This is a genomic window from Streptomyces sp. NPDC032745, assembly GCF_055579465.1.
In genome coordinates, this window is the sequence record NZ_JBVING010000009.1 from 67,972 (window position 1) to 88,722 (window position 20,751).

Annotated in this window: 21 protein-coding genes and 5 pseudogenes; 14 read left to right on the forward strand and 12 right to left on the reverse strand. The window is 67.7% G+C overall.

Annotation, left to right across the window (positions count from 1 at the left end; translation table 11 throughout):
- Positions 1-48: 48 nt before the first annotated feature.
- The 4 genes from ACZ5WG_RS23395 to ACZ5WG_RS23410 all read right to left on the reverse strand — a co-directional run bounded on the left by ACZ5WG_RS23395 (position 49) and on the right by ACZ5WG_RS23410 (position 3,010).
- Positions 49-1,344 (reverse strand): MFS transporter, encoded by a 1,296-nt coding sequence (locus ACZ5WG_RS23395; RefSeq protein WP_468725627.1) that lies wholly within the window; start codon positions 1,342-1,344, stop codon positions 49-51.
- 49 nt (positions 1,345-1,393) lie between these two features.
- Positions 1,394-2,152: a GntR family transcriptional regulator gene (locus tag ACZ5WG_RS23400; RefSeq protein WP_468725629.1), complete on the reverse strand. Its 759-nt coding sequence runs from the start codon at positions 2,150-2,152 to the stop codon at positions 1,394-1,396.
- A 382-nt stretch (positions 2,153-2,534) separates the two neighbouring features.
- Positions 2,535-2,690, reverse strand: a complete 156-nt coding sequence (locus ACZ5WG_RS23405) for a hypothetical protein (RefSeq protein ID WP_468725990.1) — start codon at positions 2,688-2,690, stop codon at positions 2,535-2,537.
- Complete coding sequence (locus ACZ5WG_RS23410; protein WP_468725631.1) at positions 2,624-3,010, reverse strand: DUF6197 family protein; 387 nt, start codon at positions 3,008-3,010, stop codon at positions 2,624-2,626. Before ACZ5WG_RS23410 ends, ACZ5WG_RS23405 begins: the two co-directional genes overlap by 67 nt.
- 258 nt (positions 3,011-3,268) lie before the next feature.
- On the opposite strand from ACZ5WG_RS23410, the gene ACZ5WG_RS23415 reads away from it, so the two are divergent.
- Complete coding sequence (locus ACZ5WG_RS23415) at positions 3,269-3,436, forward strand: hypothetical protein (protein ID WP_468725632.1); 168 nt, start codon at positions 3,269-3,271, stop codon at positions 3,434-3,436.
- 30 nt (positions 3,437-3,466) lie between these two features.
- Here ACZ5WG_RS23415 and ACZ5WG_RS23420 read toward each other — a convergent pair whose 3' ends face one another.
- Positions 3,467-4,048: a hypothetical protein gene (locus ACZ5WG_RS23420; RefSeq protein WP_468725634.1), complete on the reverse strand. Its 582-nt coding sequence runs from the start codon at positions 4,046-4,048 to the stop codon at positions 3,467-3,469.
- A gap of 581 nt (positions 4,049-4,629) precedes the next feature.
- Here ACZ5WG_RS23420 and ACZ5WG_RS23425 point away from each other — a divergent pair.
- Positions 4,630-5,187 carry a GNAT family N-acetyltransferase gene (locus tag ACZ5WG_RS23425; RefSeq protein WP_468725635.1) on the forward strand — a complete coding sequence of 186 codons (558 nt, stop codon included), beginning with the start codon at positions 4,630-4,632 and terminating at the stop codon, positions 5,185-5,187.
- 42 nt (positions 5,188-5,229) lie between these two features.
- Here ACZ5WG_RS23425 and ACZ5WG_RS23430 read toward each other — a convergent pair whose 3' ends face one another.
- Entirely contained in the window at positions 5,230-5,637 is a 408-nt protein-coding gene (locus ACZ5WG_RS23430) for a transposase (RefSeq protein WP_468725637.1), read from the reverse strand.
- Positions 5,638-5,675: 38 nt separating this feature from the next.
- Here ACZ5WG_RS23430 and ACZ5WG_RS23435 point away from each other — a divergent pair.
- From ACZ5WG_RS23435 to ACZ5WG_RS23445, 3 genes and pseudogenes are all read left to right on the forward strand, one after another.
- Positions 5,676-6,036 (forward strand): annotated as a pseudogene (locus ACZ5WG_RS23435) (transposase); the annotation flags it as partial.
- Positions 6,037-6,038: 2 nt separating this feature from the next.
- Positions 6,039-7,461: pseudogene (locus tag ACZ5WG_RS23440) on the forward strand (NF041680 family putative transposase).
- Positions 7,462-7,509: 48 nt separating this feature from the next.
- Complete coding sequence (locus tag ACZ5WG_RS23445) at positions 7,510-8,043, forward strand: hypothetical protein (RefSeq protein WP_468725639.1); 534 nt, start codon at positions 7,510-7,512, stop codon at positions 8,041-8,043.
- Between the two features lie 67 nt (positions 8,044-8,110).
- Here ACZ5WG_RS23445 and ACZ5WG_RS23450 read toward each other — a convergent pair whose 3' ends face one another.
- The 4 genes and pseudogenes from ACZ5WG_RS23450 to ACZ5WG_RS23465 form a co-directional block, all read right to left on the reverse strand.
- Positions 8,111-8,584 (reverse strand): hypothetical protein, encoded by a 474-nt coding sequence (locus tag ACZ5WG_RS23450; protein WP_468725641.1) that lies wholly within the window; start codon positions 8,582-8,584, stop codon positions 8,111-8,113.
- A 74-nt stretch (positions 8,585-8,658) separates the two neighbouring features.
- Positions 8,659-9,345 (reverse strand): annotated as a pseudogene (locus ACZ5WG_RS23455) (NF041680 family putative transposase); the annotation flags it as partial.
- A pseudogene (locus tag ACZ5WG_RS23460) lies at positions 9,291-10,004 on the reverse strand (transposase). The pseudogenes ACZ5WG_RS23460 and ACZ5WG_RS23455, both read right to left, overlap by 55 nt.
- Positions 10,001-10,168 (reverse strand): hypothetical protein, encoded by a 168-nt coding sequence (locus tag ACZ5WG_RS23465; protein WP_468725642.1) that lies wholly within the window; start codon positions 10,166-10,168, stop codon positions 10,001-10,003. The pseudogene ACZ5WG_RS23460 and the gene ACZ5WG_RS23465 overlap by 4 nt, the downstream one beginning before the upstream one ends.
- A gap of 192 nt (positions 10,169-10,360) precedes the next feature.
- Here ACZ5WG_RS23465 and ACZ5WG_RS23470 point away from each other — a divergent pair, with 192 nt between their 5' ends.
- Both ACZ5WG_RS23470 and ACZ5WG_RS23475 read left to right on the forward strand, forming a co-directional pair.
- The gene (locus ACZ5WG_RS23470) at positions 10,361-11,095 is read left to right on the forward strand and encodes a hypothetical protein (RefSeq protein ID WP_468725643.1); all 735 of its coding nucleotides are present in this window, start codon (positions 10,361-10,363) and stop codon (positions 11,093-11,095) included.
- Positions 11,096-11,259: 164 nt separating this feature from the next.
- A complete protein-coding gene (locus tag ACZ5WG_RS23475) occupies positions 11,260-11,535 on the forward strand; it encodes a squalene/phytoene synthase family protein (RefSeq protein ID WP_468725645.1) in 276 nt (91 codons plus the stop codon).
- Positions 11,536-11,802: 267 nt separating this feature from the next.
- Here the strand turns inward: ACZ5WG_RS23475 and ACZ5WG_RS23480 are convergent, their stop codons facing one another.
- Complete coding sequence (locus ACZ5WG_RS23480) at positions 11,803-12,306, reverse strand: hypothetical protein (RefSeq protein ID WP_468725646.1); 504 nt, start codon at positions 12,304-12,306, stop codon at positions 11,803-11,805.
- A 255-nt stretch (positions 12,307-12,561) separates the two neighbouring features.
- Between ACZ5WG_RS23480 and ACZ5WG_RS23485 the strand changes: the two genes are divergently transcribed.
- The 3 genes from ACZ5WG_RS23485 to ACZ5WG_RS23495 all read left to right on the forward strand — a co-directional run bounded on the left by ACZ5WG_RS23485 (position 12,562) and on the right by ACZ5WG_RS23495 (position 14,945).
- Positions 12,562-12,732 carry a hypothetical protein gene (locus ACZ5WG_RS23485; RefSeq protein ID WP_468725648.1) on the forward strand — a complete coding sequence of 57 codons (171 nt, stop codon included), beginning with the start codon at positions 12,562-12,564 and terminating at the stop codon, positions 12,730-12,732.
- Positions 12,733-12,758: 26 nt separating this feature from the next.
- Complete coding sequence (locus ACZ5WG_RS23490; protein WP_468725650.1) at positions 12,759-13,103, forward strand: transposase; 345 nt, start codon at positions 12,759-12,761, stop codon at positions 13,101-13,103.
- Positions 13,104-13,622: 519 nt separating this feature from the next.
- The gene (locus tag ACZ5WG_RS23495; RefSeq protein WP_468725652.1) at positions 13,623-14,945 is read left to right on the forward strand and encodes a TolB family protein; all 1,323 of its coding nucleotides are present in this window, start codon (positions 13,623-13,625) and stop codon (positions 14,943-14,945) included.
- Positions 14,946-14,967: 22 nt separating this feature from the next.
- On the opposite strand, the gene ACZ5WG_RS23500 is transcribed toward ACZ5WG_RS23495, so the two are convergent.
- Positions 14,968-17,838 (reverse strand): helix-turn-helix transcriptional regulator, encoded by a 2,871-nt coding sequence (locus ACZ5WG_RS23500; RefSeq protein ID WP_468725653.1) that lies wholly within the window; start codon positions 17,836-17,838, stop codon positions 14,968-14,970.
- Between the two features lie 311 nt (positions 17,839-18,149).
- Between ACZ5WG_RS23500 and ACZ5WG_RS23505 the strand changes: the two genes are divergently transcribed.
- The 4 genes and pseudogenes from ACZ5WG_RS23505 to ACZ5WG_RS23520 all read left to right on the forward strand — a co-directional run bounded on the left by ACZ5WG_RS23505 (position 18,150) and on the right by ACZ5WG_RS23520 (position 20,354).
- Positions 18,150-18,686 carry a nucleotidyltransferase domain-containing protein gene (locus tag ACZ5WG_RS23505; RefSeq protein ID WP_468725961.1) on the forward strand — a complete coding sequence of 179 codons (537 nt, stop codon included), beginning with the start codon at positions 18,150-18,152 and terminating at the stop codon, positions 18,684-18,686.
- A 36-nt stretch (positions 18,687-18,722) separates the two neighbouring features.
- A pseudogene (locus ACZ5WG_RS23510) lies at positions 18,723-18,886 on the forward strand (IS630 family transposase); the annotation flags it as partial.
- Between the two features lie 350 nt (positions 18,887-19,236).
- Positions 19,237-19,629: a hypothetical protein gene (locus ACZ5WG_RS23515; RefSeq protein WP_468725654.1), complete on the forward strand. Its 393-nt coding sequence runs from the start codon at positions 19,237-19,239 to the stop codon at positions 19,627-19,629.
- 368 nt (positions 19,630-19,997) lie between these two features.
- Positions 19,998-20,354 (forward strand): recombinase family protein, encoded by a 357-nt coding sequence (locus ACZ5WG_RS23520; RefSeq protein ID WP_468725962.1) that lies wholly within the window; start codon positions 19,998-20,000, stop codon positions 20,352-20,354.
- Positions 20,355-20,751 lie beyond the last annotated feature (397 nt).

Below are 20,751 nucleotides of genomic sequence, written 5' to 3' on the forward strand. Positions count from 1 at the left end.
CGCCTTGCTCGTTGAAATGCAGCCTTGCGCGAGCAGGCCACCAAACAATCAGCCGTCATCATCCCCCTCGACCGCGCCAACTTCACGTCTGATTGACAACCCTTGGCCCAAAAGGTCATACGTGCGCATTGTTCGAAGCGGTGACAGGAAGTTGGGAAGGACGCTCAGCGTCATACCGGCTGCAGCAATCCACAAAGTGCCTGCTGCCCCGAACACAGAGCCCGAGATTCCACCCAAAAGCCCACCAAGAGGAATGCCACCCCAGGAAACAAATCGAGCTGTTGCGCTCATCCTGCCCAGAAGCCGATCCGGCGTCAGGGCCTGCTGAAAGCTTGACTGAGCCACCACGCGGACGACTCCACCCAGCGAAAGAGCCGCGAGTCCGATCGCAGCCAAATACACGCTCCAACCCGTTCGCGCCAACGGCATGAGCACGGTCAACGGGCAGGTAACCAGCGACGCAAGCCAGATGACCGGACCTTGACCGACCCGCTTGGAGAACCTGGTTGCCAACAGTGCACCCAGCAAAGCGCCACAACCCATTCCCGACAAAATGAGGCCGATACCAAATGGCTGGAGACCTATCTCCCGCTCCAAAAAGACCAGCAACATGGTTTGATACATGGCCAGGAAGAGGTTGAATATCGCATCCCCCAGCATAATTGCACGTAGCGTAGGGTACTTGACGACGAACTTCAGCCCCTCCTTGATCTCTCGAGCCAATTGAGGATGCTCGCTCGGCTCCGGCTTCTGTTCGCGTTTCCGGATGGTGATCGCGAGCAGTCCCGACATGGCCATCCCGGCCGAACTCACCAAAAGCGTTGCAGGAGCTCCAACTAGGCCGACCAGCGGCCCTGCCGCCGTCGGCCCGCTGATACTGGTCACCGAGCGTATGGCCGACAGTTTTGAGTTTCCTTCCACAAGATTGCCTCGTCCCACCAAGTGCGGGAGATAGCTGACGTAGGCAACATCGAAGAAGACAGTCAACACTCCATGAACCAAGGCAACTGAATAGAGCCACCAGATGGTAAGAAGGCCCGCCCACCACGCCACCGGAACCGTCAAAAGGAACAGCGCGCGAGCGAGATCAGTGCTGATCATCACCGACCGCTTCCGCATGCGGTCCACCCACGCACCCGCTGGCAACCCGACCAGGAGCGATCCTGCCGAAGTCATCGCGACCAGTAAGCCCACCTGGAACTCGTCAGCATGCAATGCCGCGATGGCAACCAGAGGCAAGGCCAGAAAGATGATGCGGTCACCCAGCTGACCGAGCGCAGTGGCAGCAAACAAGCGCCCGAAGTCCCGATTACGTAAGAGGCCGAGCCGGGAGGAGTTTTCCATGGAATACCCAACTGTCGAATTTTTGCTGTCTCTCTAACGGCTGCCACGACTACGGACAGTCGACTCCGAACTCGTAGACCACTTCCCGGCGCACGTCCGGAATGACCATGTCGGCCGTTTCCACCGGACGTCCATCCGTGTCGAAGATGGTCCGCTCGATCTGAAGCACGAGGTCCCCCACGCTGATCCCCAGGAGGTTCGCCTGCGCCTGGGTGGCACGAGCTGGGCGCGGCACCTCGGCCACAGTCGAGATGACCACGCCGATGGAACGCATGCGCTCGACCACGCCCTTTCCCGCCAGGGGGCCCATCTCGGGCAGTACGATCGGCGTTCCATCCGTGATAGCCATCGGCTCCCAGGATTCGGAAAGCTGGACGGGTTGCCCGTCGGCGAGGAACTCGTAGTGTGTATTGACACAGAGGTCCCCGGAGCTGATGGCGAGCCGCTCGGCGATTGACTCGGGGGCGGGAACGCGCACCTGACTGTGTGAATCCCAGGCGTCGGCCCTGCCCCGCTCCCTCCTGTCGGGCCAAGAGGGAGAGCCCTTCCGGCGTTCGCGGTGCCGCGAGCGGACCAGCCGCAGACGCTCTCGCGGCCTGCGGACGTAGGTGCCCGAGCCGGCGCGTCCTTCGAGGAGACCTTCGTTGATCAGACGGTCCATGGCCCTCTGCATGACGTTGCGTCCGACCCCGTACTCCACAGCGAGCTGTGCCCGGGACGGCAGACGCTCCCCGATCTCCCACTCTCCTGCAAGAATCCGTGCGCGCAGCACGTCGGCTACTGCGAGGTACGGCGCCTCTCGGGGCATGGATGATCCTCCGGTTGTCCTGTTCTGCGGCAGCTGGTCATTCTCAGGGGGTGTTGGCAAGTTACTGCACCAGGAAAAAGCTGCTGGAGTAGAAATACGCTCCGAGCTCATGCATCTACGGAAGTTGGTCGGTAAGCAGACCAACTTGACCTGCTGATCGGCTGTCGGTCGCCAAGGCGTGGACCCGGCGGGCTGGTGCGGGGGAAACAGTCCGGCAGGACGACCAGCCTCTGCTGGCTCAGTGGATGCACGAGGCTGGAGGAAACCGAGAACTCCTGGCAGTCGTGCGCGGGCGGATGGTGATGTAACGAACCGTTACGGCGCGACGTACCTGCTCGTGGCGCTCAGCACGGGGCGGATAACCGCCGTGCCGGAGTCGAGGTCAACAGAGCTGGGGGCGCACCGGACTCGGCGTAGTCCCGGAGGACAAGTTGGCGTCCTTCACGTCGGACAGCGGCGGCGTCTGGTCGATCAGGTCGAAGAAGTCCGGGCTGTTCGGGGCGTGCTGGCCGTCGATGGGCTTGTCATCGGATTGCATGGCGGGGCGTCTCCCTCGCTGGGTTGGTGTGGTGGGCGGTGGTGCGCAGGCCGGAGGGCCTGGCGCACCCGACCCGTGGGTTCGGGTGCGAGGCAAGTGGTCCGGAGCAGGGAGTCAGAGGCCGCGGGTGTCGGCGAGGCCGACGGCCTGGTCGAGCATTCGCATCGGGATGCGCGGCCGGAGTCGTGGGCGTCGTTGAAGGACGGCACGGAGCCGACGTCGTCGCCGAACTTGCGGCGGATCGCGTCCAGGAGCACGGCGGCCGCGCCGTCTTCCAGGCCGCTGTCGCCGCGGCCCTCGAGCCGGATGGCCCCGAGCATGCAGCGGGCGCCGTCCTCGTCGACCAGGGCGCCGGAGCACCAGCCGCCGGTGAGTTGCCGCCGGTGAGCAGCCGGTGGTGGGCGCCCGGCAGAAGGGCCGCGACCGGCGTCGGGTACAGCTCGGGCAGCGGGGCGGGCCCGGTATCGAGGGGGCCGACGATGATGTCGGCCAGGTCGACGGGCTCGGTGGGGACGTGCGCGGTGTTGACCTCGTAGGCGATGGCCGCTTGGTCCAGGCGCACGGTCGTCGCCGCGTTGATGAACGCCAGGCGTTCCTCGAGGGACAGTTCCGTCGGCGGCGCGGGCGCTGCGGTGGTCGGGGCGGCCTGCGTCCGCGCCTCGTCCGTCGGGCAGCTGTCCGTCGTCTACACGGTCAACCGCCTCACCCGGCACCTGTCCGTCCTGGACATCGTCTGGCTCGGGTAGCAGCGCCGTGCCCTCGGCCGTATCAAGGGGTCAGCCGATGCGGACGGTGATCTCGGGGAGGGGTATGTCGGAAAGGTTCAGCTGGAGCCCGGTCAGGGTCAGGTAGGTCTGCGAGTCGGTCAAGGCGGAGGTGGTGGACGGAGCCTGGGTCTTCCCGCGCGTGCTCACGAGCAGGTACCAGCCCCCGCGCTTGTAGCTGCGGGAGGCGTCGGGGCGGTCGCCGTTCGGGTTCAGCGTCCAGCCCTGGCGCTCGAGGTCGGCGCAGATCGAGTTCATCTCCGACTGTGCGGCGGTCTTCTCGCGGACGGCCATCCAGCCCGTCCTGTTCGAGTTGGCGCCGGCCGCGCCGGTCGGGCGGCCCTGCGCCGGGTCGAGGCCCGCCGCGCTGACCGCGGTCCGGATCACCTCGTCCACGGCGTCCCGCGTGAGGGGCGGTGACGTGGACTCCGGTGTGGGCGCCGCCGTGGATGGGGGCGGCGTGGGCGCGGGCGCGCCCAGGTGGATGCGCCCGTCGTCGTCTACCTGGACGTGGTCCGGCAGGACCACGGCGGCCAGACTCACGATCAAGGTCGCGGCCAGTCCGATCCACACCCTCTTCAACAGCGCGTTCAACGCGAAACTCCCCCCGAGTGATCATTCAGAGGGAGTCTCACACATACTGCTCGGCGCCCGGCCATGACGCCGCATCTGCTTGTCCATCAGGCCGCATGGCCTGTCACGTGATTCGGTTGCTTGATCTGTGCTGGTCCATGGCGGTGTGGGGGATCTGTGAGGACAGGTCGGCGCGGTGGAGTTGGTGTCATCGGAATGGGCTGACCGGTCAACAAGATGCGGTGTAGCAGCCAGGAGCACGGCGATGAGCAGGGGGGATGGTCCTGCGGTTCACGTGATCACTGTTGTGCACACAGGACGCGGCACCAGCGAAGGCACGCCCGCTCGTCTGCGAGCCGCTCCGGGACGGACGCTAACAGCGGCACGGCCGTGGTCGTGACCGCGAAGCGACTGCCCCTCTCAGGCTGTGGCCCGGGTAGGCAGGGCGATGAGCTGGACCGCTATCTGAGCTTTCAGCGCCCCCTACGTCGCAGCGGCATTCGGCGCAACGTCACCGGAACTTGAATGAGTGTCTGACAAGCCAAAAGTGCAGGTCACAGGCCGAGGAATCATCCAGAAAGCCTGGACTTGCGAAGCACGGAATGATCCAATACGGGATGACATCGTTTTGGGTAGGTAAGCGGGTACGTCTGCGTGGTATCGAGCCTGGTGACGCGACTGCGTTCATGCGCTTCGCGGAAGACGAGGAGGGGCTGGGGGACCTGGTCAGCCCGCCTCGGTCCGCGGAGGGATACCGCGTCTGGGCCAATGAACGCGCGACTGCCAAGCTTGATAGCGACCGCTTCCAGCTGGCAGTTGAAGCCGTCGACACAGGAGAGATAGTCGGGGCCGTCGGCTCGCACCAGGCTGACGCGCGTGCGGGCTGGTTCGAGTACGGCATCACGATCGGTGCTGAGCATCGTCGCAAGGGTTACGCGGCAGAAGCCGCGGCCGTGCTGCTTCGCTTCATGTTCAATGAGCACCGATACCACAAGTGCCAGGTGCGGATCTTCGCGCACAACGAAGCGTCTCTGGCTCTCCACCGTAAGCTCGGCTTCGTAGAGGAGGGCCGACTGCGTGAGCTCGTGTACTTCTCCGGTCGGCACCACGATGTCGTGATGATGGGCATGCTCGCCGACGAGTTCGCCCAACTGCACTGACCGGGGGCGGTGCAGACACCGGAGGTGTCACATCGCCACGGCTTAACTATTCGCTACGGGCTGCTTCTTCGTCCAGTCGGCGCGGGTCCCTTGCGGGTGAGGCCGGGTCATGAGGGTGATGAATGCCCAGGTCAGGTGGGCCTCGGAGTTTTGCGGGAGGCGTTCGTAGTCCTGGACGTTGCGGCGGGATTTCATGATCCAACCGAGGGTGCGTTCGACTTTCCAGCGACGTGGCAGGACGACGAACCCCTTCGAGCCGCGGGGCCGGGAGACGGTCTTCAGGGTCATCTTGAGGAAATCGTCGGACCAGTTCACGAGCTGGCCGGCGTAGGCGTAGGCGGAGTCGGCCCAGACCCGGGTGATCTGCGGTTGCATGACACGTAGGCGCCAGAGGAGCTCGCGGGCCGCGTCGGGGGCGGTCATGTCGGCGGGTGTCACCGTGATCACCACGGGGAGGCCGAGGGTGTCGACGGCTATGTGCCTCTTGCGGACGCAAGCGGCACCTTGTCGTCGACACCAAGGGCCTGCCGCTGTTCGCCAGGTCACCCCCGCCGACATCACCGACCGCGACGCAGCCAAGCAAGTCCTCTTCCGGCTACGGCTCATGCACCCTGAGATCACGATCGTCTGGGCCGACTCCGCCTACGCCGGACAGCTCGTAACCCGGGCGAAGAAGTACCTGAGCCTGACGATCAAGACGGTGAGCCGGCCCAAGAACGCGGTCGGCTTCGTCGTCCTGCCCCGCCGCTGGGTCGTCGAAGATCACTGGCCTGGGTCATGCACCCCCGCAGACACGCCCGCGACTACCAGCGGCTCATCCAACACTCCGCATCGCTGACCACCTGGGCGCCTTGCCGGTGTTGTCAGGGTTCCGGTCGGAGCTGTACGCAAGCCTGGCCTCCCGGAGCGATGCGTTGTTCGAGCTGTGTGACGCGCTGCTGTGCAGCGACGGACCGGTCCGCACGCTCGTGGACTTGGCGGCTCGCGCCGGAACACCGCCGTGGTCACGGGGCCTTGTTCTCCGGGCTGAACCGGGGCCGGATCGAGGTTGCCCGGCTGCGGTGGGCCTTGGCGGGTGTGCCGTTGCCACGGGCCAGGGACGGCCGCGTGGTGTTGGCGGTAGACGTGTCTCCGTGGCTGCGGCCGGACGCCGACACATGCTCGGACCGACCGTTCTGCCACACCTTCGGTCGGGGCCTGGGCAAGCACCAGATGGTGCCCGGCTGGCCGTACTCGATCGTCGCCGCGCTGGAGACGGGCCGGACCTCGTGGACCGCGCTGCTGGACGCGATCCGGCTGGAGCCCGGCGCCGACCTGGCTGCGGTCACCGCCGACCAGGTCCGCGATGTCGTCGAACGCCTCGTGGAAGCTGGCCAGTGGCGGGAGGGTGACCCGAACGTCTTGGTCGTCCTCGACGCCGGATACGACGCACCCCGTATCGCCCACCTCCTGGCCGGTCTTCCTGTCGAGGTGCTGGGGCGGCTCCGTTCGGACCGGGTGATGCGCAAGCGCGTCCCGGTGTCGTGGATCTGCCCGCCGCAAGGCGGTCGCCCGCCCAGGCACGGAGGCGAGTTCGTCTTCGGTGACCCGGCCACGTGGGCGAAGCCACCGCGGTCGCAGTCACCAACACCGACCGCTACGGGACCGCAACCGCCCAGGCCTGGGACCGGCTCCACCCCCGGCTCGCCCGCCGGGCCGCTTGGAGCGACCACGAGGGGCCATTGCCCCTCATTGAGGGCACCGTGATCAGGTTGACGGTCGAGCAGCTGCCCAGCGGCGGGGTGAACAAGCCCGTCTGGCTGTGGTGGTCGGGCAACGGCGCCGCCACGCAGGACGTCGACCGGTGCTGGCACGCGTTCCTGCGCAGGTTCGACGTTGAGCACACGTTTCGTCTGCTCAAGCAGACTCTCGGCTGGACCCGGCCCCGCCTGCGCGACTCACAAGCGGCCGACTGCTGGACCTGGCTCGTCCTGGCCGCACACGCCCAGCTCCGTCTCGCCGGCCCGCCCGCTCGCTCGGGACCTCCGCCGTCCCTGGGAGCGGTCGGCCGAACCGAACAGACTCACCCCCGCCCGGGTCCGGCGGGGGTTCAGGAACCTCCGCGCGAAGACAGGCACGCCAGCCGGTGCACCAAAACCCACCAAGCCCGGCCCCGGCCGCCCGCTCGGCTCGAAGAACCGACAGCCCGCCACCCGCCACGACGTCGGACGCGTCCTCGCCACCGGCGAGTCCTACCCACGACCCGCATACCACAACGTCGGCACCAAACCCTGACGAAGAAGCCCCGCCCCCAGAGATTCGATCGGCACGTAGGGTGCGGAGATGGACATAGTCAGCGGTGTCGTCGGTATCCGGTACTCGCACTTCTACATTGCCGAGCACATCGAGGAGGGATTCGAGAGTGTCGACAATCTGCCGGACTTTCATACCGACGAGTCCGTGATCGTCACACCCGGCATGCTCACCGTCGTCAGTCGCGTCCAGGCACACGATGCCTGGGTAACCCTCATGGCAGCCGAGGCCGAGCCTGTGCAGCAGACGGAACAATGGCAATCGCTCGGTTCCTGGCTGTACCGGCCCATCTACGGAGGCCGGATGGGAATCTCCGGCCCCACCACCGGCCCTGCCACGCCGGCGATGGGCTGGCTACCGGGTAACCAGGGGTTCGCCCCAACCCTGACGCTTCACCCAGCGACGATCTACAGGGTTCACGTCTACGCCAGGGGCCGAGAGGACTCCCGAGCCCGGTATGAAGCCGCAATGGCCCGCAAGGAATGGGGACTCAGCAAAGGGTTCGAGGACTACGTAGCCGTCTTCATCCCTGCCGGAGAGCAGGCCCCCCGCGCCGCAGGTTAAAGGGCAAGCTGAGCTTGCCCTTTAGCCTCGGCAAGGAGGTGGGCTGCGGGTGGGAGGTCTTGCTGGCCTATGACTTGTCGGGGCAGTCAGCCTCAGTCCAGGTCGCGACGAGGTCACGACAGACGACCGTGAGTGATCCGTTCCAGAACGCGATCTCGTGGCTGCAACCGTTCTGGTGGGGCAGGACCTCATCGAGGATTACGGTCCCCAGGTCCGCCCAGTTGCTGTTCTCGACGCCTCCGGCATCGAAGCTGGAGACGCCTGCATAGCGGATGACCAGGTCTTCGTCGTGCTTCCAGCAGTTGTGCCGGAACTGGATCTCCACCTGCTGGTCATCAGCTCCGATAGTGCGGACGTACTGGACCTCCAGATCCTTCACGCACCGCTTGCTGTAGAAGTCGTAGTGCTCTGGGGCAGTCGCGAAGCCCCGGGCTCCGGCTGGCAGATCGTCAGCCAGCGAGGGCAGACGTTCCAGGTATCGAGTAGGGGATATGACGCCTGACATGTTGCCGACCTGCGCATCCAGGTTGATGTACTCCATCGTCCTTCATCCCCGCTCGTGGCTCTGTTGGCCAACGAATCGTCGCACGATCACCATGCTGTCGGACCGGTGATTCACGCTGCTGTACTCGGTCCTGAGCTGCGTCGGGGTTTGGTGCCGACCTTGTGGTGTGCGGGTCTGGTGCAGGACTCGCCAGTGGCGAGGACTCGTCCGACGTCGTAGCGGGTGGGTTTCGGTGCACGTGCTGGCGTGCCCGTCTTCGCGCGCAGGTTCCTGAACCCCCGGTGGACTCGGGCGGGGGTGAGTCTGTTCGGTTCTGCTGGCCGTTCCCAGGGCCGGCGGAGGTCCCGCGCGAGTGGGCGGGCGAGTCGGAATTGGGCGTGTGCGGCCAGGACGAGCCAGGTCCAGCGGTCGGCCGCGGCGGAGTCCCGCAGCTTGGGGCGGGTCCAGCCAAGCGTCTGCTTGAACAGGCGGAATGTGTGCTCCACGTCGAACCTTCGCAGAAACGCCCGCCAGCACCGATCCACGTCTTCGGAGCCCGCGGCGGTGCGGGACCACCGCAGCCAGACAGGCTTGTTCACCCCGCCGCTGGGCAGTTTCGCGACCGTCAACCGGATCACGGTGCCCTCGATGACGGGCAAGGGGCCTTCGTGATCGCCCCACGCCGCCCGGCAGGTCAGCCGGGGGTGCAGCCGGTCCCATGCCTGAGCCGTCGCCGTCCCGTACCGCTCGATGTCGGTCACGGTCACCACCGCCGCCTCGCCCCAGGTCTCGGGGCGGCCGAAGACGAACTCACCGCCCTTCGAGATCTTGTCCCAGTCCCGCCGGCCGCGTAACGGAACGAGGCCCGCAGCAGGTGAACGACACACGTCTGTGTGATCGCCTGCGGCCAGACCGCCGCGATCGCGTCAGGCAGCCCCTTCAAACCGTCACAGACGACCATGCAGACGTCTTCCGTGCCGCGGTTCTTGATCTCCGTGAGGACCTGGAGCCAGTACTTGGCGCCCTCGCCTCCGTCGCCGGCCCAGAGTCCCAGGATCTCGCGAGTGCCCTCGACGGTGACCGCCAGGACCACGTAGAGCGGCCTGTTCGCGACCTTCCCGTCCCACAGCTTCACGTGGACACAGTCGATGAACAAAACCGGGTAGACCGAGTCGAGGGGCCGGTTCTGTCATTCGTTCATGCCATCGACCACCTTGGTCAGGCCGAGGGCGGACAGCGAGAGCACCGTCTCGTCGACCCCGGTCAGCCGACGCTGCCGCTTCTTGACGATCTGCGGCTCGAACGGGCCCTCCCGGTCCCGCGGGACCTCGAGCACGACCGGGCCGACCTCGGTCACCACAGTCTTCGACCGGGTCCCGTTCCGGGTGTTGCCCGAGCCGGCCTTCTCATGCTTCTCATGCCCGAGGTGGCCGGTGATCTCGCCTTCCAGGGCCGACTCGAGGATCCTCTTCGTCAACTGCTGCAGCAGACCACCCTGGCCCGCAGCTTGATCCCGTCGGCCCTGGCCCGGTCCATCAGCTGACTGATCAGCTGATCGTCCAGAACCTCCAGAACGTCCGGCATCAACCCGGACGGCTGCACTTCCGCCACGGCCTCCGCCGACACGGTCACCGCTGTCATCAGGCGTCACTTCCTATTCGAAGATCCACCGTTGCCCGTACAGACCCGTACTAGCCCGTATCCGTCCGGGCCGCGCAAAACACCTCACCGATCGCGACCCCCAGCCTCCCGACCTGCCAGCACATTTGCCCATGCGGCAGCACCCTGCTAGCTTCGGGCGATTTGATCACTTGGGGTGGGAGGGGCGTTGAGGTGACCAGCTTCGGGATCCGGTGCGTGGCTGGAATTGCGATGCTCGCGTCGGTCACAGCTTGTGGCAGCTCGACGAAGCCTCAACAACCGATGCTGGCTGCTGAGCTGCAACCGCAGTCGGCTGCTGAGCTGCGAGCACGCCTTCTGCCCGCAGTCTTGCCGGGCGGCTGGACCTCCGTGGCGGATCCCAAGGATGAGAAGCCGAAGGGAGCATCGGGCGCGTCGACAAGACCGCCGTCCTGCGTGGAACTCCTCGATGGGCAGACGGTTGTGGATGCGAGTACGACGGCATCGTCCGCGTCCGCAACAGCCACGTTCAGAGGTGGACCCTCCGTTGAGGGCGGCGTCATTCCCGGCCTGGAGACGCTCTACTCGTTCCCGGGCGATGGTGCGCACCAGGCGATGCAGGACATGCGCAACCTGGTAGATCGGTGCCGGAGCGTGGATCTGCCGCGCGCGTCATGGGAGCCCGCCGAGACCGCCAGTTTCACCGTCGCCGAAGGTCCCCGGCTCGGAGATGAGAGCCTCGTCATCCAGGCGATGGTCACGACGAGCAGCACGGGTTTCTCGCAACACGCTGACGCGACTGTTGTGCGCGTGGGGAGTTCGCTCGTGGTCATCAGCACCGTCCTCTCGCTGACCCAGGCAGAGGCCGATACCGTCGCGGCGTTCATGCCTGCTGCCGTAGCGCAGGTCAAGTCGAAGCATCGCGAGCCAGTCGACGCGGTCTCGTGACACCCTGTCGGATTTCGATTCGGGAAACGATCACTCAACGGACGGGAAGCGATCCTCAGCAGCCCATCCAACGCTGATCAGCCCAATCGTGAACAGCGCGCCACGGAGCGGGCCGGGCCCGGAGGCAGTCCGTCACCTGGCCCGGCGCCGTGATCACCTCCGGCTTGATCCTCCACCAGGTACCGGACCACGACTTCGCCCAGACCTGCCGGGTCCTCTCCGACGGAATCCAGCGCACCGACAACCTCTTCGACGCGGCCGACGACCTGCGCGAAGGGCGTACGACGCTCCCGACAGCCGACCTGGACCGGGACGGCGTCACCCGCCGTGAACTCGCTCTGGGCATCGATACGCCGGGCGTGCGGGCGTTGCTGACGGCCCATGTGCGCGCCGCCCGGAGCCCCTGGAGGGCGAGCCGCATGTGCGACGAGGCCCCCTGAGGTCTCCCCCTCCTCCGGCCGCCGCCTGATCGGCCTCTACCACCACCGCCTGGACCGGTCGGCGACCGCGGGGTGACCACCACCCGCACCCCAGTGCACGACGACCCGCTCACCTGCCTGCGGCCTACCGACCTCCGTCCGCACCCCCGTCCCCGACGACCCACGCTCACCCTGACACCCCGAAGCGAGCAACTACGCGGCATTGGGGTAGGCGAGGCGGGGTAGGGGCACCGTGACCGCCTCAACTTTGGGGCGTTCGGCCGGAGGTCAGCGCAGCTGGATGCGGTACGACGCTGCGTCGCCGTTCAGCATCAGGCGCGCCTCGCCCGTCGCCCCCGCGTACGTTCCCGTGCCGCCTGTCACCGCGGCCGTCGTCGGGTAGGGAGGGCGGCCGAAGCGGTCGGTCAGGGAGGTCAGGACGAGGGTGCCCTTGTCCGTGCGCAGGACGCGTTCGCACTGGACGACCGTGCCCTCGTAGCGGGCCAGGACCACGTCGCAGCGGTCGCTCGCGTCGCCGACGCGCTTGCCCGCGCGCTCCTTGCCATCCTTGTCCGTCGCCGTGGAGTGCAGGTCGAAGTAGGTCGTCCAGCGGTCCCCGGTCTTGGGGTGCTCCGGCTCGGTGCCGACCTTCTGCACCGTCGTGAGGCGGATATCCTTGTCCCCGTCCGCCGCGGCGGGTTGCAGGGACAGCACGCTGATCGTCACGGCGCCGGCGGCTGCCACCGCGGCGGCGGCGACGCTCATCGTGCGGCGGGGACGGTCACGGAACATGTCGATCCTCCAGATTGAGTCGGAGCAGCCCGGGCCCGCCGGAGTCCCCCGTCCGTCCCGCGCAGCACTGCGTTCATCTCGACGCCGACGGTATCGCAGAGCGACCATCTGCCGACACATTGTCACCCACGAGATATGGCCAAATGTTCGATAATTGAGCACGGTTGGGAGGGCACCGCCCCGCCCGCCTCTGCGGCCGATGCCGTTGGCTGCGTCCACCGAGTTCGCCCGGGAGCGGCCCAGCGGGACGAAGGGATGGTGGTGGCCGTGTGTGCCGCGCTGGAGCACGCCCTGGCCTTCCCGCAGGGCATCGCCGGGCAAGCGGTGCAGCAGTACATGCAGATGGAGGCCAGCAAGGCAGGGCCCATCGCTGCCGTCCACGGCGGCCCCGGTGCGGACGGGGGACCAGCCACGGAGGGGCATTGACCCCGGGTTTTGGACACCGGAGAAACTTGGACCTTGATGGTCCAAGAGAACGGAGTCCCCGTGGGGATGAAGCACCATCCCGCAGAGTTCAAGGCGGACGCGGTTGCGCCGGCCGGTCGAGGCCAGGAGCGACGATCAGGTCGGCCGCTGGTGATCTCGGGGTTAACGCCGAGACACTACGGAACTGGATACGGGCCGCCGACGGGCGCCGCCCCGGCGCCCACTCCTCGCCGCCGGCCGCTGCGCAGGCCGGCGGCGACGCCGTTCAAGCGGAGCTGGCCGCGGCACGCAAGAGGATCCGCGAGCTGGAAGAAGAGCGCCATATCCTCCACAACGTGGCCCGGTATTTCGCGGGGGAGACACGCTGGTGAACCGCTGCCAGTTCGTTGAAGATCACCAGCGCCGGTTCGGCGTAAAGCGCCTCTGCGACATCCTCGGGGTGTCCCGTTGGAGGGGCCTTGACCATGGGTTTTGAACACGTCTATGCGGCTCGGGCCAGGGTAGTTGCTGTTGATCGGGAGCAGCTCTCGAAGGCGTGTATGCCGAACGCGTCGGTCTGCTCAGGCGTGTCCGTCATCGCCGCACGGCCGATGACCGCCTCCTCGACCGGTTCACAGCCGATGCGCCCACCGCGCTCCGAACGACAAGCCTGGGGTGAGCCGGCGAAACCGCAGATGGGTCTCGCCGGCCCGATCCACTGGCTGTTGCTCACTGCAAAACGCCGGATCGGACACGGCACGCTGAAATGTGCCGTGCGAGATCCAAACGCGCGCCGCGCAGAACGCGACGCCGAAGGTGTAGGGGGTTCCCTCATGCTTCGGCCGGTCCGACACGGAACGCTGATCAGAGCAATTCGCTGCCGTGGCGGCGAACCGAACAGAAGGACACCCATGAGACGTCTCTCCGTAATCCGCAACGCAGGGCGCGCAGTGCTCGCGTCCGGAATCGTCGCGGCGCTGCTAACGGGCGGCGTCGCGCATGCCATGGACGCCGAACCGAAGCCGGCAGGCACGGCACCGATCAGCAACTCCGCCAGCGGGCCGTCGATCTCCGCCGACGGCCGCTACGTGGCTTTCGCTTCGCTGGCAAGGGATCTGGTGGCCGGCGACACCAACCGGGCGGACGACGTGTTCGTGCGCGACCGGCAGACCGGCGTCATCACCAGGGTCAGCGTCGACTCCGCGGGCAACCAAGCGAACAACGTGAGCCGGAATCCGTCGATCTCCGCCGACGGCCGCTACGTCGCGTTCGAGTCCTTCGCGACGAACCTGGTGGCCGGTGACACCAACCGCTACCGCGACATTTTCGTGCACGACCTGCAGACCGGTGAGACGACCAGGGTCAGCGTCGGAAGCCACGGCGAGCAGAGCGACAGTGAGAGTTTCCATCCGTCGATCTCCGCCGACGGCCGGTTCGTCGCCTTCGACTCACCCGCGTCGAACCTGGTGGCCGGCGACACCAACGACGTCCACGACGTCTTCGTGCGCGACCGGCAGACCGGCGAGACCACCAGGGCCAGCGTCGATTCGAACGGCCGCCAGGGCGACGACATCAGCCAACTGCCGTCGATTTCGGCGGACGGGCGCTACGTCGCCTTCTCCTCCGGGGCGAAGACGCTGGCCCTGTTCCCCGACACCAACCGCGCGGACGACGTGTTCGTGCACGACCAGCTGACCGGGTACACCGACCGGATCAGCGTCGGTCCCGACGGCAGCGAAGGCAATTCGGCCAGTCGCACGGCGTCGATCTCGGGCGACGGCCGCTTCGTCGCGTTCGAGTCCACGGCGTCGAATCTGGTGGCGGGCGACACCGTCGGTCCGATGGACACCGACATCTTCCTGTACGACCGGGTCACCCGGACGACGACGCAGGTGAACCTCGGTCCCAATGGCCTGAGCGACAGCAGGACCCCCGGCCAGGAGCGCACCACGCTCTCCGCCGACGGCCGTTACATCGCGTTCGTCTCTGGCGAGGAAAAGCTGGTGACCGGCGACACCAACTCGAGCTGGGACGTGTACGTGCGCGACCGGGTGACCGCCACCACGACCAGGGTCAGCGTCGCCAACGACGGCTCGCAGAGCGACGGGTACAGCTACAGCCCCTCGATTTCGGCCGACGGCCACCACGTCGCCTTCACGACCAGCGCGACGAACCTGGGCGGTGACGGCACCAGCCGGAGGTTCAATCTGTACGCGCGCGACCTCGGCAACTGAGTTGTTGGCTGCCGCGGCGTCCTCAATCACGCGTCGCGGCGGCCCACACACCGGCCAGAGCAGCACGACCGGAGACGCCGACCTTCGCGTAGGCCCGGCCCAGGTGGACTTCGACGGTCTTGGGACTCAGATGCAGCCGGAGGCCGATTTCCCGGTTGGTCAGGCCGTCCGAGGCCAGGTTGACGATCTCGACCTCGCGGGCAGTCAAGTCGAAGCGCGCGACGCCGCTTTCGGGCCGGGGGCCGCGCGCGTTCAGGCGCCGCTCCTCGCGCGCGACCTGAGGCAGGAACAGTTGCGCGTCACACCGGGTGAACAACGCGCGGGCGGATACGAGGTGCGCACGGGCCTGGTCGATCGCCCCGCTGCCGCCGAACGCCGTCGCGGCGAGCAAGTGCGCCCGCCCGGCCTCCACGGCCGCCCCGATCCGGCCGAACGCGTTGGCAGCGGCGACAGCGAGCGGTGCGGCTGCCGCCGGATCCGTTGGCAGCGTGGCGATCGCGCGGGCCTGCTGTGCCATGGCGGTGCGCAGCGGAAGCTCGAGCTGGCCGGCTGCGTCCTCCGCTCGGTCGGCCCATGCTGCGGCCGCGGCAACTCGGCCGGCCGCGACCTCCGCCTCCGTGAGCATCAGGTACACCAATGGCCTGGTGCGGAGGCCCACCGCAGGCAGCTCGGTCCCACCGCCACTGGTGAGCAACAGCTCGATGCAAGCGTGCGGATCACCCGAGTGCAACATCGCCTGCGCCAGCATTGCCTCTGCCTGGCCACTGCGCCAGGAACTCATGGCCGTCGCCTGGTCGTCGGCAACGATGGCCTCCTTACCCAGGCGGATGGCCTCGGCCAGGTCGCCGCGCCAGGTGGTGATCCAGCACCCGAAGGTCAACGCCATGACGCGCAGCTCCTCGCTGCCGGTCAGTTCCGCCGACTCCAGGCTGTCGTCGAAGCAGGTCGTCGCCGCCGCCAGCTCGCCGAGGTAGGCATGCACCATGCCGCGGATCGCGGTCAGCAGCGCGATCTTGTGGGACTGCCTGCTCGCGCGAGCCAGTTGCAGGCCACGACTCATGTGCCGGCTCGCAGACATGAGCCGGTCGGCGGAGACCTCCGACCAGCTCAGCCAGAACGCCGCATCGATGTCGCGGACCAGGTCGCTGTCGGGCAGCGCGTCCAGGAGCGCGGCCGCCTCGTCCAGCCGGTCCGTCCGCCGGTCGATGAGCGTTGCGGCCGACAACGCCGTCGCCAGCAGCATCGGATCCCCGACTTCCCGCGCGGCGGCGATCGCCTCGGCCACCCGGTCCTGTCCGTGCTCGCGCTCGACACTTTCACCGGCCACGAGCGCGACGAGCAGGACGGCCGCCGAGTGGGCGTCAACACCTTCGACGCGTCTCCACTCGCTGTGCAGCATCGCCCTGGCCTCGGTATAGCGCCCGAGGATCTGCTCCACCGTCGCACAGGCCCGCGCTGTCTGTGCCCGGATCTGGGTGAGTTCGGCAGGCAGGAGCCGCAGCACTTCGTGCATGGTTTCCCTGGCCTGCCGCAGGTCGCCCGTGGCGCCGAGTGCGTGTGCCAGCCGGCCGAGCAGGATCAGACGCTGCGGCGTGGCCGACTCCGAGTCGGGGAGCAACCGGATGGCCGCCCGCAGGAAGTGCCCGGCGGTCGCCGGCGTGGTGTGCATCGTCGCCTCGGCCGCCTCGGTTAGCGCCGCGACCGCCTCGAGGTCACCGCGGACGGCGGATCGCTCCACGTGCCGGGCGAACTCGGCCGGCGGCGCGCCCCGGCTCCGGAGCGCCGACGCGGCCCGGCCGTGTGCCTGAAGCCGCCAGCCAGGACCGGCGTCCTGGTAGGCGACGCTGCGCACCAGCGGATGCCGGTACCGGAACCGGCCGGTCGTGCCGTCCAGCCGGACCAGGTCACGCTCGGCGAGCCGGTCGAGCGCGGTGAGCACGGACCCGCCGTCCATGGCTGCCGTTTCGGCGAGCGAATCAGCCTCGAAGTCGTCACCCACGACCGCGGCGGCGTGCGCGACGACCCGCTCTTGCGGGGTCAGCGCGGCCAACTCGGCGGCGAGCACCGCGTGGACCGCCACCGGGATCGCCCCGTCGGGGTGGAGCGCCGTATCACCGACGGCGATACCCCGCTCACCGGCCCGCACCAGGGCTTCCAGGTAGAACGGGTTTCCGCCACTGGCCTGGTAAAGCTCTTCCCGCCGGGAGCGGCCCAGACCTTCCGGCATGACGCGGCCGGCATCGGCTCGGCTCAGCGGCGCGAGTTCCAGCAGCTCGGCCCCTCCGCCGTTCGCGGCGCGGGACAGCGCGTGCCACAGCCGCAGCGACGTCTGCCGGGGCCTGCCCGCCAATGCCAAGACCAGCCGCGCCTGGGGCGGATGGCGCAAAAGGTGGTCGAGCAGCTCGACCGAGCCCTCGTCCGCCCAGTGAAGATCGTCGAAGACGAGCAGCAGCCCGGACGGCTCGGCGACCAGCTCCAGCAACGCCCGAACCGCGCGGTGCAGCCGGTACCGCTCCGCGTCGACCAGGTCGGCGGGGCCGGTGGCGGGAATCGCCGGGAACACGGTCGCCAGCAGTGCGAGCTGCTGTTGCCCGAGGACGGCGAGACGCTCCGGGCCCAGCTCGGCGAGCTGGTCGTCGAGCGCGTTGACGAACACACCGAACGGGATGTGGGACTCGAACTCCGCCGCGCGTGCGCTGCGGACCGTCCATCCTGCTGTGTCCGCGAGCTTCCCCAGCTCCGTCAGCAGCCGACTCTTGCCGATCCCCGGTTCGCCGGTGACCGCGACGCACCAGTTGCCACCTTCGCCCGCCAGCACCGCGCGCAGGATCGCGATTTCTCGCGCCCGGCCAGGAAGTCCGCCGACGGGCTCCCCTCTCGCTTCGTCAGTCATGCTGGCATCGATTCACTTTCCGTCCGGGACCCCTCGGCAGGCGGCCCACCCGATCACGGGCCGAGTTGCTGCACCTCGCCGGGGGTCTGTGCAGTAAACGGTGTAACTGGTTCGGTATCTGGGTGGGGTTGATGCGAGGGAGTGGACACTGGGGTTCATGCGACGAGTGACAGCGTACGTCGTGTGATCAGCTGTTGTTCGAACCCGGCTGGTGTGAGTCAGTGCCGCAGCACGCATCGTTTGCCCGCCCCGTGGGAGACAAATGGTGTGCTGGGCACGGCGGTTGCCGCGTAACCTGCCTGGCTGTGGACATGGGACGTGCTGATCAACAGCTCCGCCTGATCGCTGAGGCCGTGCAGGTTGCCGGAGCTCTTGGGGTCGAGGTGTGGCTTCGCGGTGGATGGGCCATGGACTTCTTCCTCGGCGGGATCACGCGGGATCATGAGGACATCGACTGGTTCGCTTGGGCAGACGATGCCGAGGCCCTGGCGGAAGGCTTGCTGCTGCACGGCTATCAACCGGTCCCAGGACCGTCGCCTGACCTGCAGCTCGACTTCGCCAAGGACGGGCTGGACAACAGCTTTACGCTCCTGCACCGGGATGCGGGCGGCCGTGTGGTGGTCGCCGGGGGCCCATGGGCCGGTGCGCCCTGGCCCGAGGGAATGCTCGACGCAGGGCCGGGCCGTATCGGTGGTCTGCAATGTGCGATCGTCAGTCCGAAGGCCCAGATCGAGATCAAGCGGATGATGCCCATCTGGGATCCCTCCCGGCCTCGACGGACCAAGGACGCCGAGGACATCGCCCGACTGGAGGCAGCCCTCAGAGCACGGGGCAACCAGTCTGAGTGAGGCTCTTGGGAGTCTGCCGTCCCCTACAGCCGGGCCGTGGCAGAACGAGTACGCGCCCGTGAGATCGATGACGACGAGGGCAAGCGGCTGTTGCGGATTATCCGCAGGGGCACCGGGTCGTGGTGACCTGGCGGCGGGCCCAGACGGTGCTGCTGTCCGCGCAGGGCATGCAAGTGATGAAGATTGCCGAGGTGTCGTTGGTGGTCTTCCTGGCCGCCGATCCGGACCCAGATGTGCGCGAGAGGATCGCGCACCGCGCGGACCTCGGACCTGCCGAACGCCGCGCGCTCGCCGCAGACCCCGACCCGAAGGTGCGGCTGGCCCTGTCCGTGCACCCCGAGCTGGGCGAGGAGGAACGAGCCGGGATCGACTACAGCATCCCCGTGAACGACTGCTTCGACTCGCAGCCGGAGGCCTACGTGGTCCGGGACCCCCAACGCGTCCGCCGAGACGCGAGTTCCGGCCACCCCTGCTGCGCCGGAAGGCGGCCACGGACCGCTCTCTGCCGCCCGACCTCGTAGAACGCCTGGCCGCCGACGACGATCTCAGCGTGCGCGTACTGCTGGCCCAGAACCATCCGGACGCCCCGGCGTCACTCCTGCTGCGCAGCTTCCTTGAGTACAACGGCCCCGAGCGTGCGCACCTCACCACCCGGCCGAACTTCCCTACCACCGGCCTGGCCGCCTTCGCCGACCATCAGGACCCCGAGGTCCGCGCCTTGGCCGCCCGCGACCCCCAGACCGCGCCGGCAACCGTGGAGCGACTCACCCGGGACCCGGACCCTGCCGTGCGAGCCGCACTGGCACGCCACCCGAATCTTCCGCAGCCCCGGCTGACGGAACTCCTCGACGACGAGGAACTGGCCCATGCGGCCGCGGCGAACCCGGCATTGGAACCTGAAATGATTCACCGGCTGGTGAGGATGCAGGGACAGCGGGCGTGACCGCGGTGGCCCAGCCGGGCCGGTGGGGGCCACAGCAGCGCCGGCCTGCAGCCTACGCGGTCGCCCGCACCGTCTGTTGGGGCGCCCTCGGTGCCCCTGTCCGCTGCTCTCCCCGGAGAGCAGCTTGAGTACGTCGAGAACGTGCCGCAGGCTGGCGGACCATGCCTGCAAGGTCTCCGAGAAGGCGCAGCCGAGTACGCACGCCAGCTGACCGAAGGGCAAGACGAAGGCTTGGACAACGAACCCGCAGGTGGGCGCTGTCGACAACTTGTGTCGGGAATCAACGTCGGTGAACGGTCCGGCCGACAGATTCCGACACATGCACATCCGCTACGCGCGGCATCGGCCTGCACGTCATCGAGCAGGGCATCGACACCTCCACCACGGAGGGCCGCGTCATGTTCGGGATGCTGTCCGTACTCGCCGAGCTCCAGCGCGAACTGATCGTGGCGAACACCAGCGACGGATTCGCGTCCGCGCGGGCCCGCGGCCGGGTCGGTGGGTACCGGCCCAAGCTCACGGAGGACCAGGCCGCACTCGCCCGGCAGCTCTACGACGCCCGCGAGAAGACCGTCCAGCAGATCGCCGACTCTTCGGCGTGCCGAGGTCGACGGTGTACGGACACCTTGGCAAGACCAAACCGTGCCCCGCCAGCCGAAGAATACCGTCACCACGGAGCCACGAAAGCTACTGGCGGGTTATTTGTTCCCTGGTGTCCGAGCTAGGACTACGCGGCCAACGCGGTGGCTCTGCTCCGCACCGAGGTTGCTGCCGAGGGGCGTTTGGGCCTGCCGCAGCGAACGAAGTGATATGCGGGCCATGGGTGTGTGTGCGAAGAATTCCGCAGAACGGTTGTTACTCGGTCAGCTACTCCGGGTGGGTGAGGCGGGGAAGGAGTGCGCCCGGTGGTGCGCCGGAGTGCCCTGTCCTTGGGTGCGGCTCGAGGGGTGGGTGGGTGTAGGGGGCGGTGAATGTCAGGGCCACGCCTGCGGGATGTGCGTGGTGTGTGCAGGCGAGTGTGACGGGAATGTCCGTGTCTGGTAACCGCCCTCGGCGGGGGCTGCACCGGGGCGGGGATGGGGTCGAGAGTGTGGCCCTCGGCTCACTTCGGGCCGGGAATCC

Excerpts from the sequence above, each read along its gene's own strand:
- ACZ5WG_RS23395 (WP_468725627.1), bottom strand. The coding sequence starts at position 1,344 with ATGGAAAACTCCTCCCGGCTCGGCCTCTTACGTAATCGGGACTTCGGG.
- ACZ5WG_RS23400 (WP_468725629.1), bottom strand. The coding sequence starts at position 2,152 with ATGCCCCGAGAGGCGCCGTACCTCGCAGTAGCCGACGTGCTGCGCGCA.
- ACZ5WG_RS23405 (WP_468725990.1), bottom strand. The coding sequence starts at position 2,690 with ATGCAATCCGATGACAAGCCCATCGACGGCCAGCACGCCCCGAACAGC.
- ACZ5WG_RS23410 (WP_468725631.1), bottom strand. The coding sequence starts at position 3,010 with ATGCTCGGGGCCATCCGGCTCGAGGGCCGCGGCGACAGCGGCCTGGAA.
- ACZ5WG_RS23415 (WP_468725632.1), top strand. The coding sequence starts at position 3,269 with ATGAACGCCAGGCGTTCCTCGAGGGACAGTTCCGTCGGCGGCGCGGGC.
- ACZ5WG_RS23425 (WP_468725635.1), top strand. The coding sequence starts at position 4,630 with ATGATCCAATACGGGATGACATCGTTTTGGGTAGGTAAGCGGGTACGT.
- ACZ5WG_RS23445 (WP_468725639.1), top strand. The coding sequence starts at position 7,510 with ATGGACATAGTCAGCGGTGTCGTCGGTATCCGGTACTCGCACTTCTAC.
- ACZ5WG_RS23450 (WP_468725641.1), bottom strand. The coding sequence starts at position 8,584 with ATGGAGTACATCAACCTGGATGCGCAGGTCGGCAACATGTCAGGCGTC.
- ACZ5WG_RS23465 (WP_468725642.1), bottom strand. The coding sequence starts at position 10,168 with ATGACAGCGGTGACCGTGTCGGCGGAGGCCGTGGCGGAAGTGCAGCCG.
- ACZ5WG_RS23480 (WP_468725646.1), bottom strand. The coding sequence starts at position 12,306 with ATGTTCCGTGACCGTCCCCGCCGCACGATGAGCGTCGCCGCCGCCGCG.
- ACZ5WG_RS23485 (WP_468725648.1), top strand. The coding sequence starts at position 12,562 with ATGGTGGTGGCCGTGTGTGCCGCGCTGGAGCACGCCCTGGCCTTCCCG.
- ACZ5WG_RS23495 (WP_468725652.1), top strand. The coding sequence starts at position 13,623 with ATGAGACGTCTCTCCGTAATCCGCAACGCAGGGCGCGCAGTGCTCGCG.
- ACZ5WG_RS23500 (WP_468725653.1), bottom strand. The coding sequence starts at position 17,838 with ATGACTGACGAAGCGAGAGGGGAGCCCGTCGGCGGACTTCCTGGCCGG.
- ACZ5WG_RS23505 (WP_468725961.1), top strand. The coding sequence starts at position 18,150 with ATGGGACGTGCTGATCAACAGCTCCGCCTGATCGCTGAGGCCGTGCAG.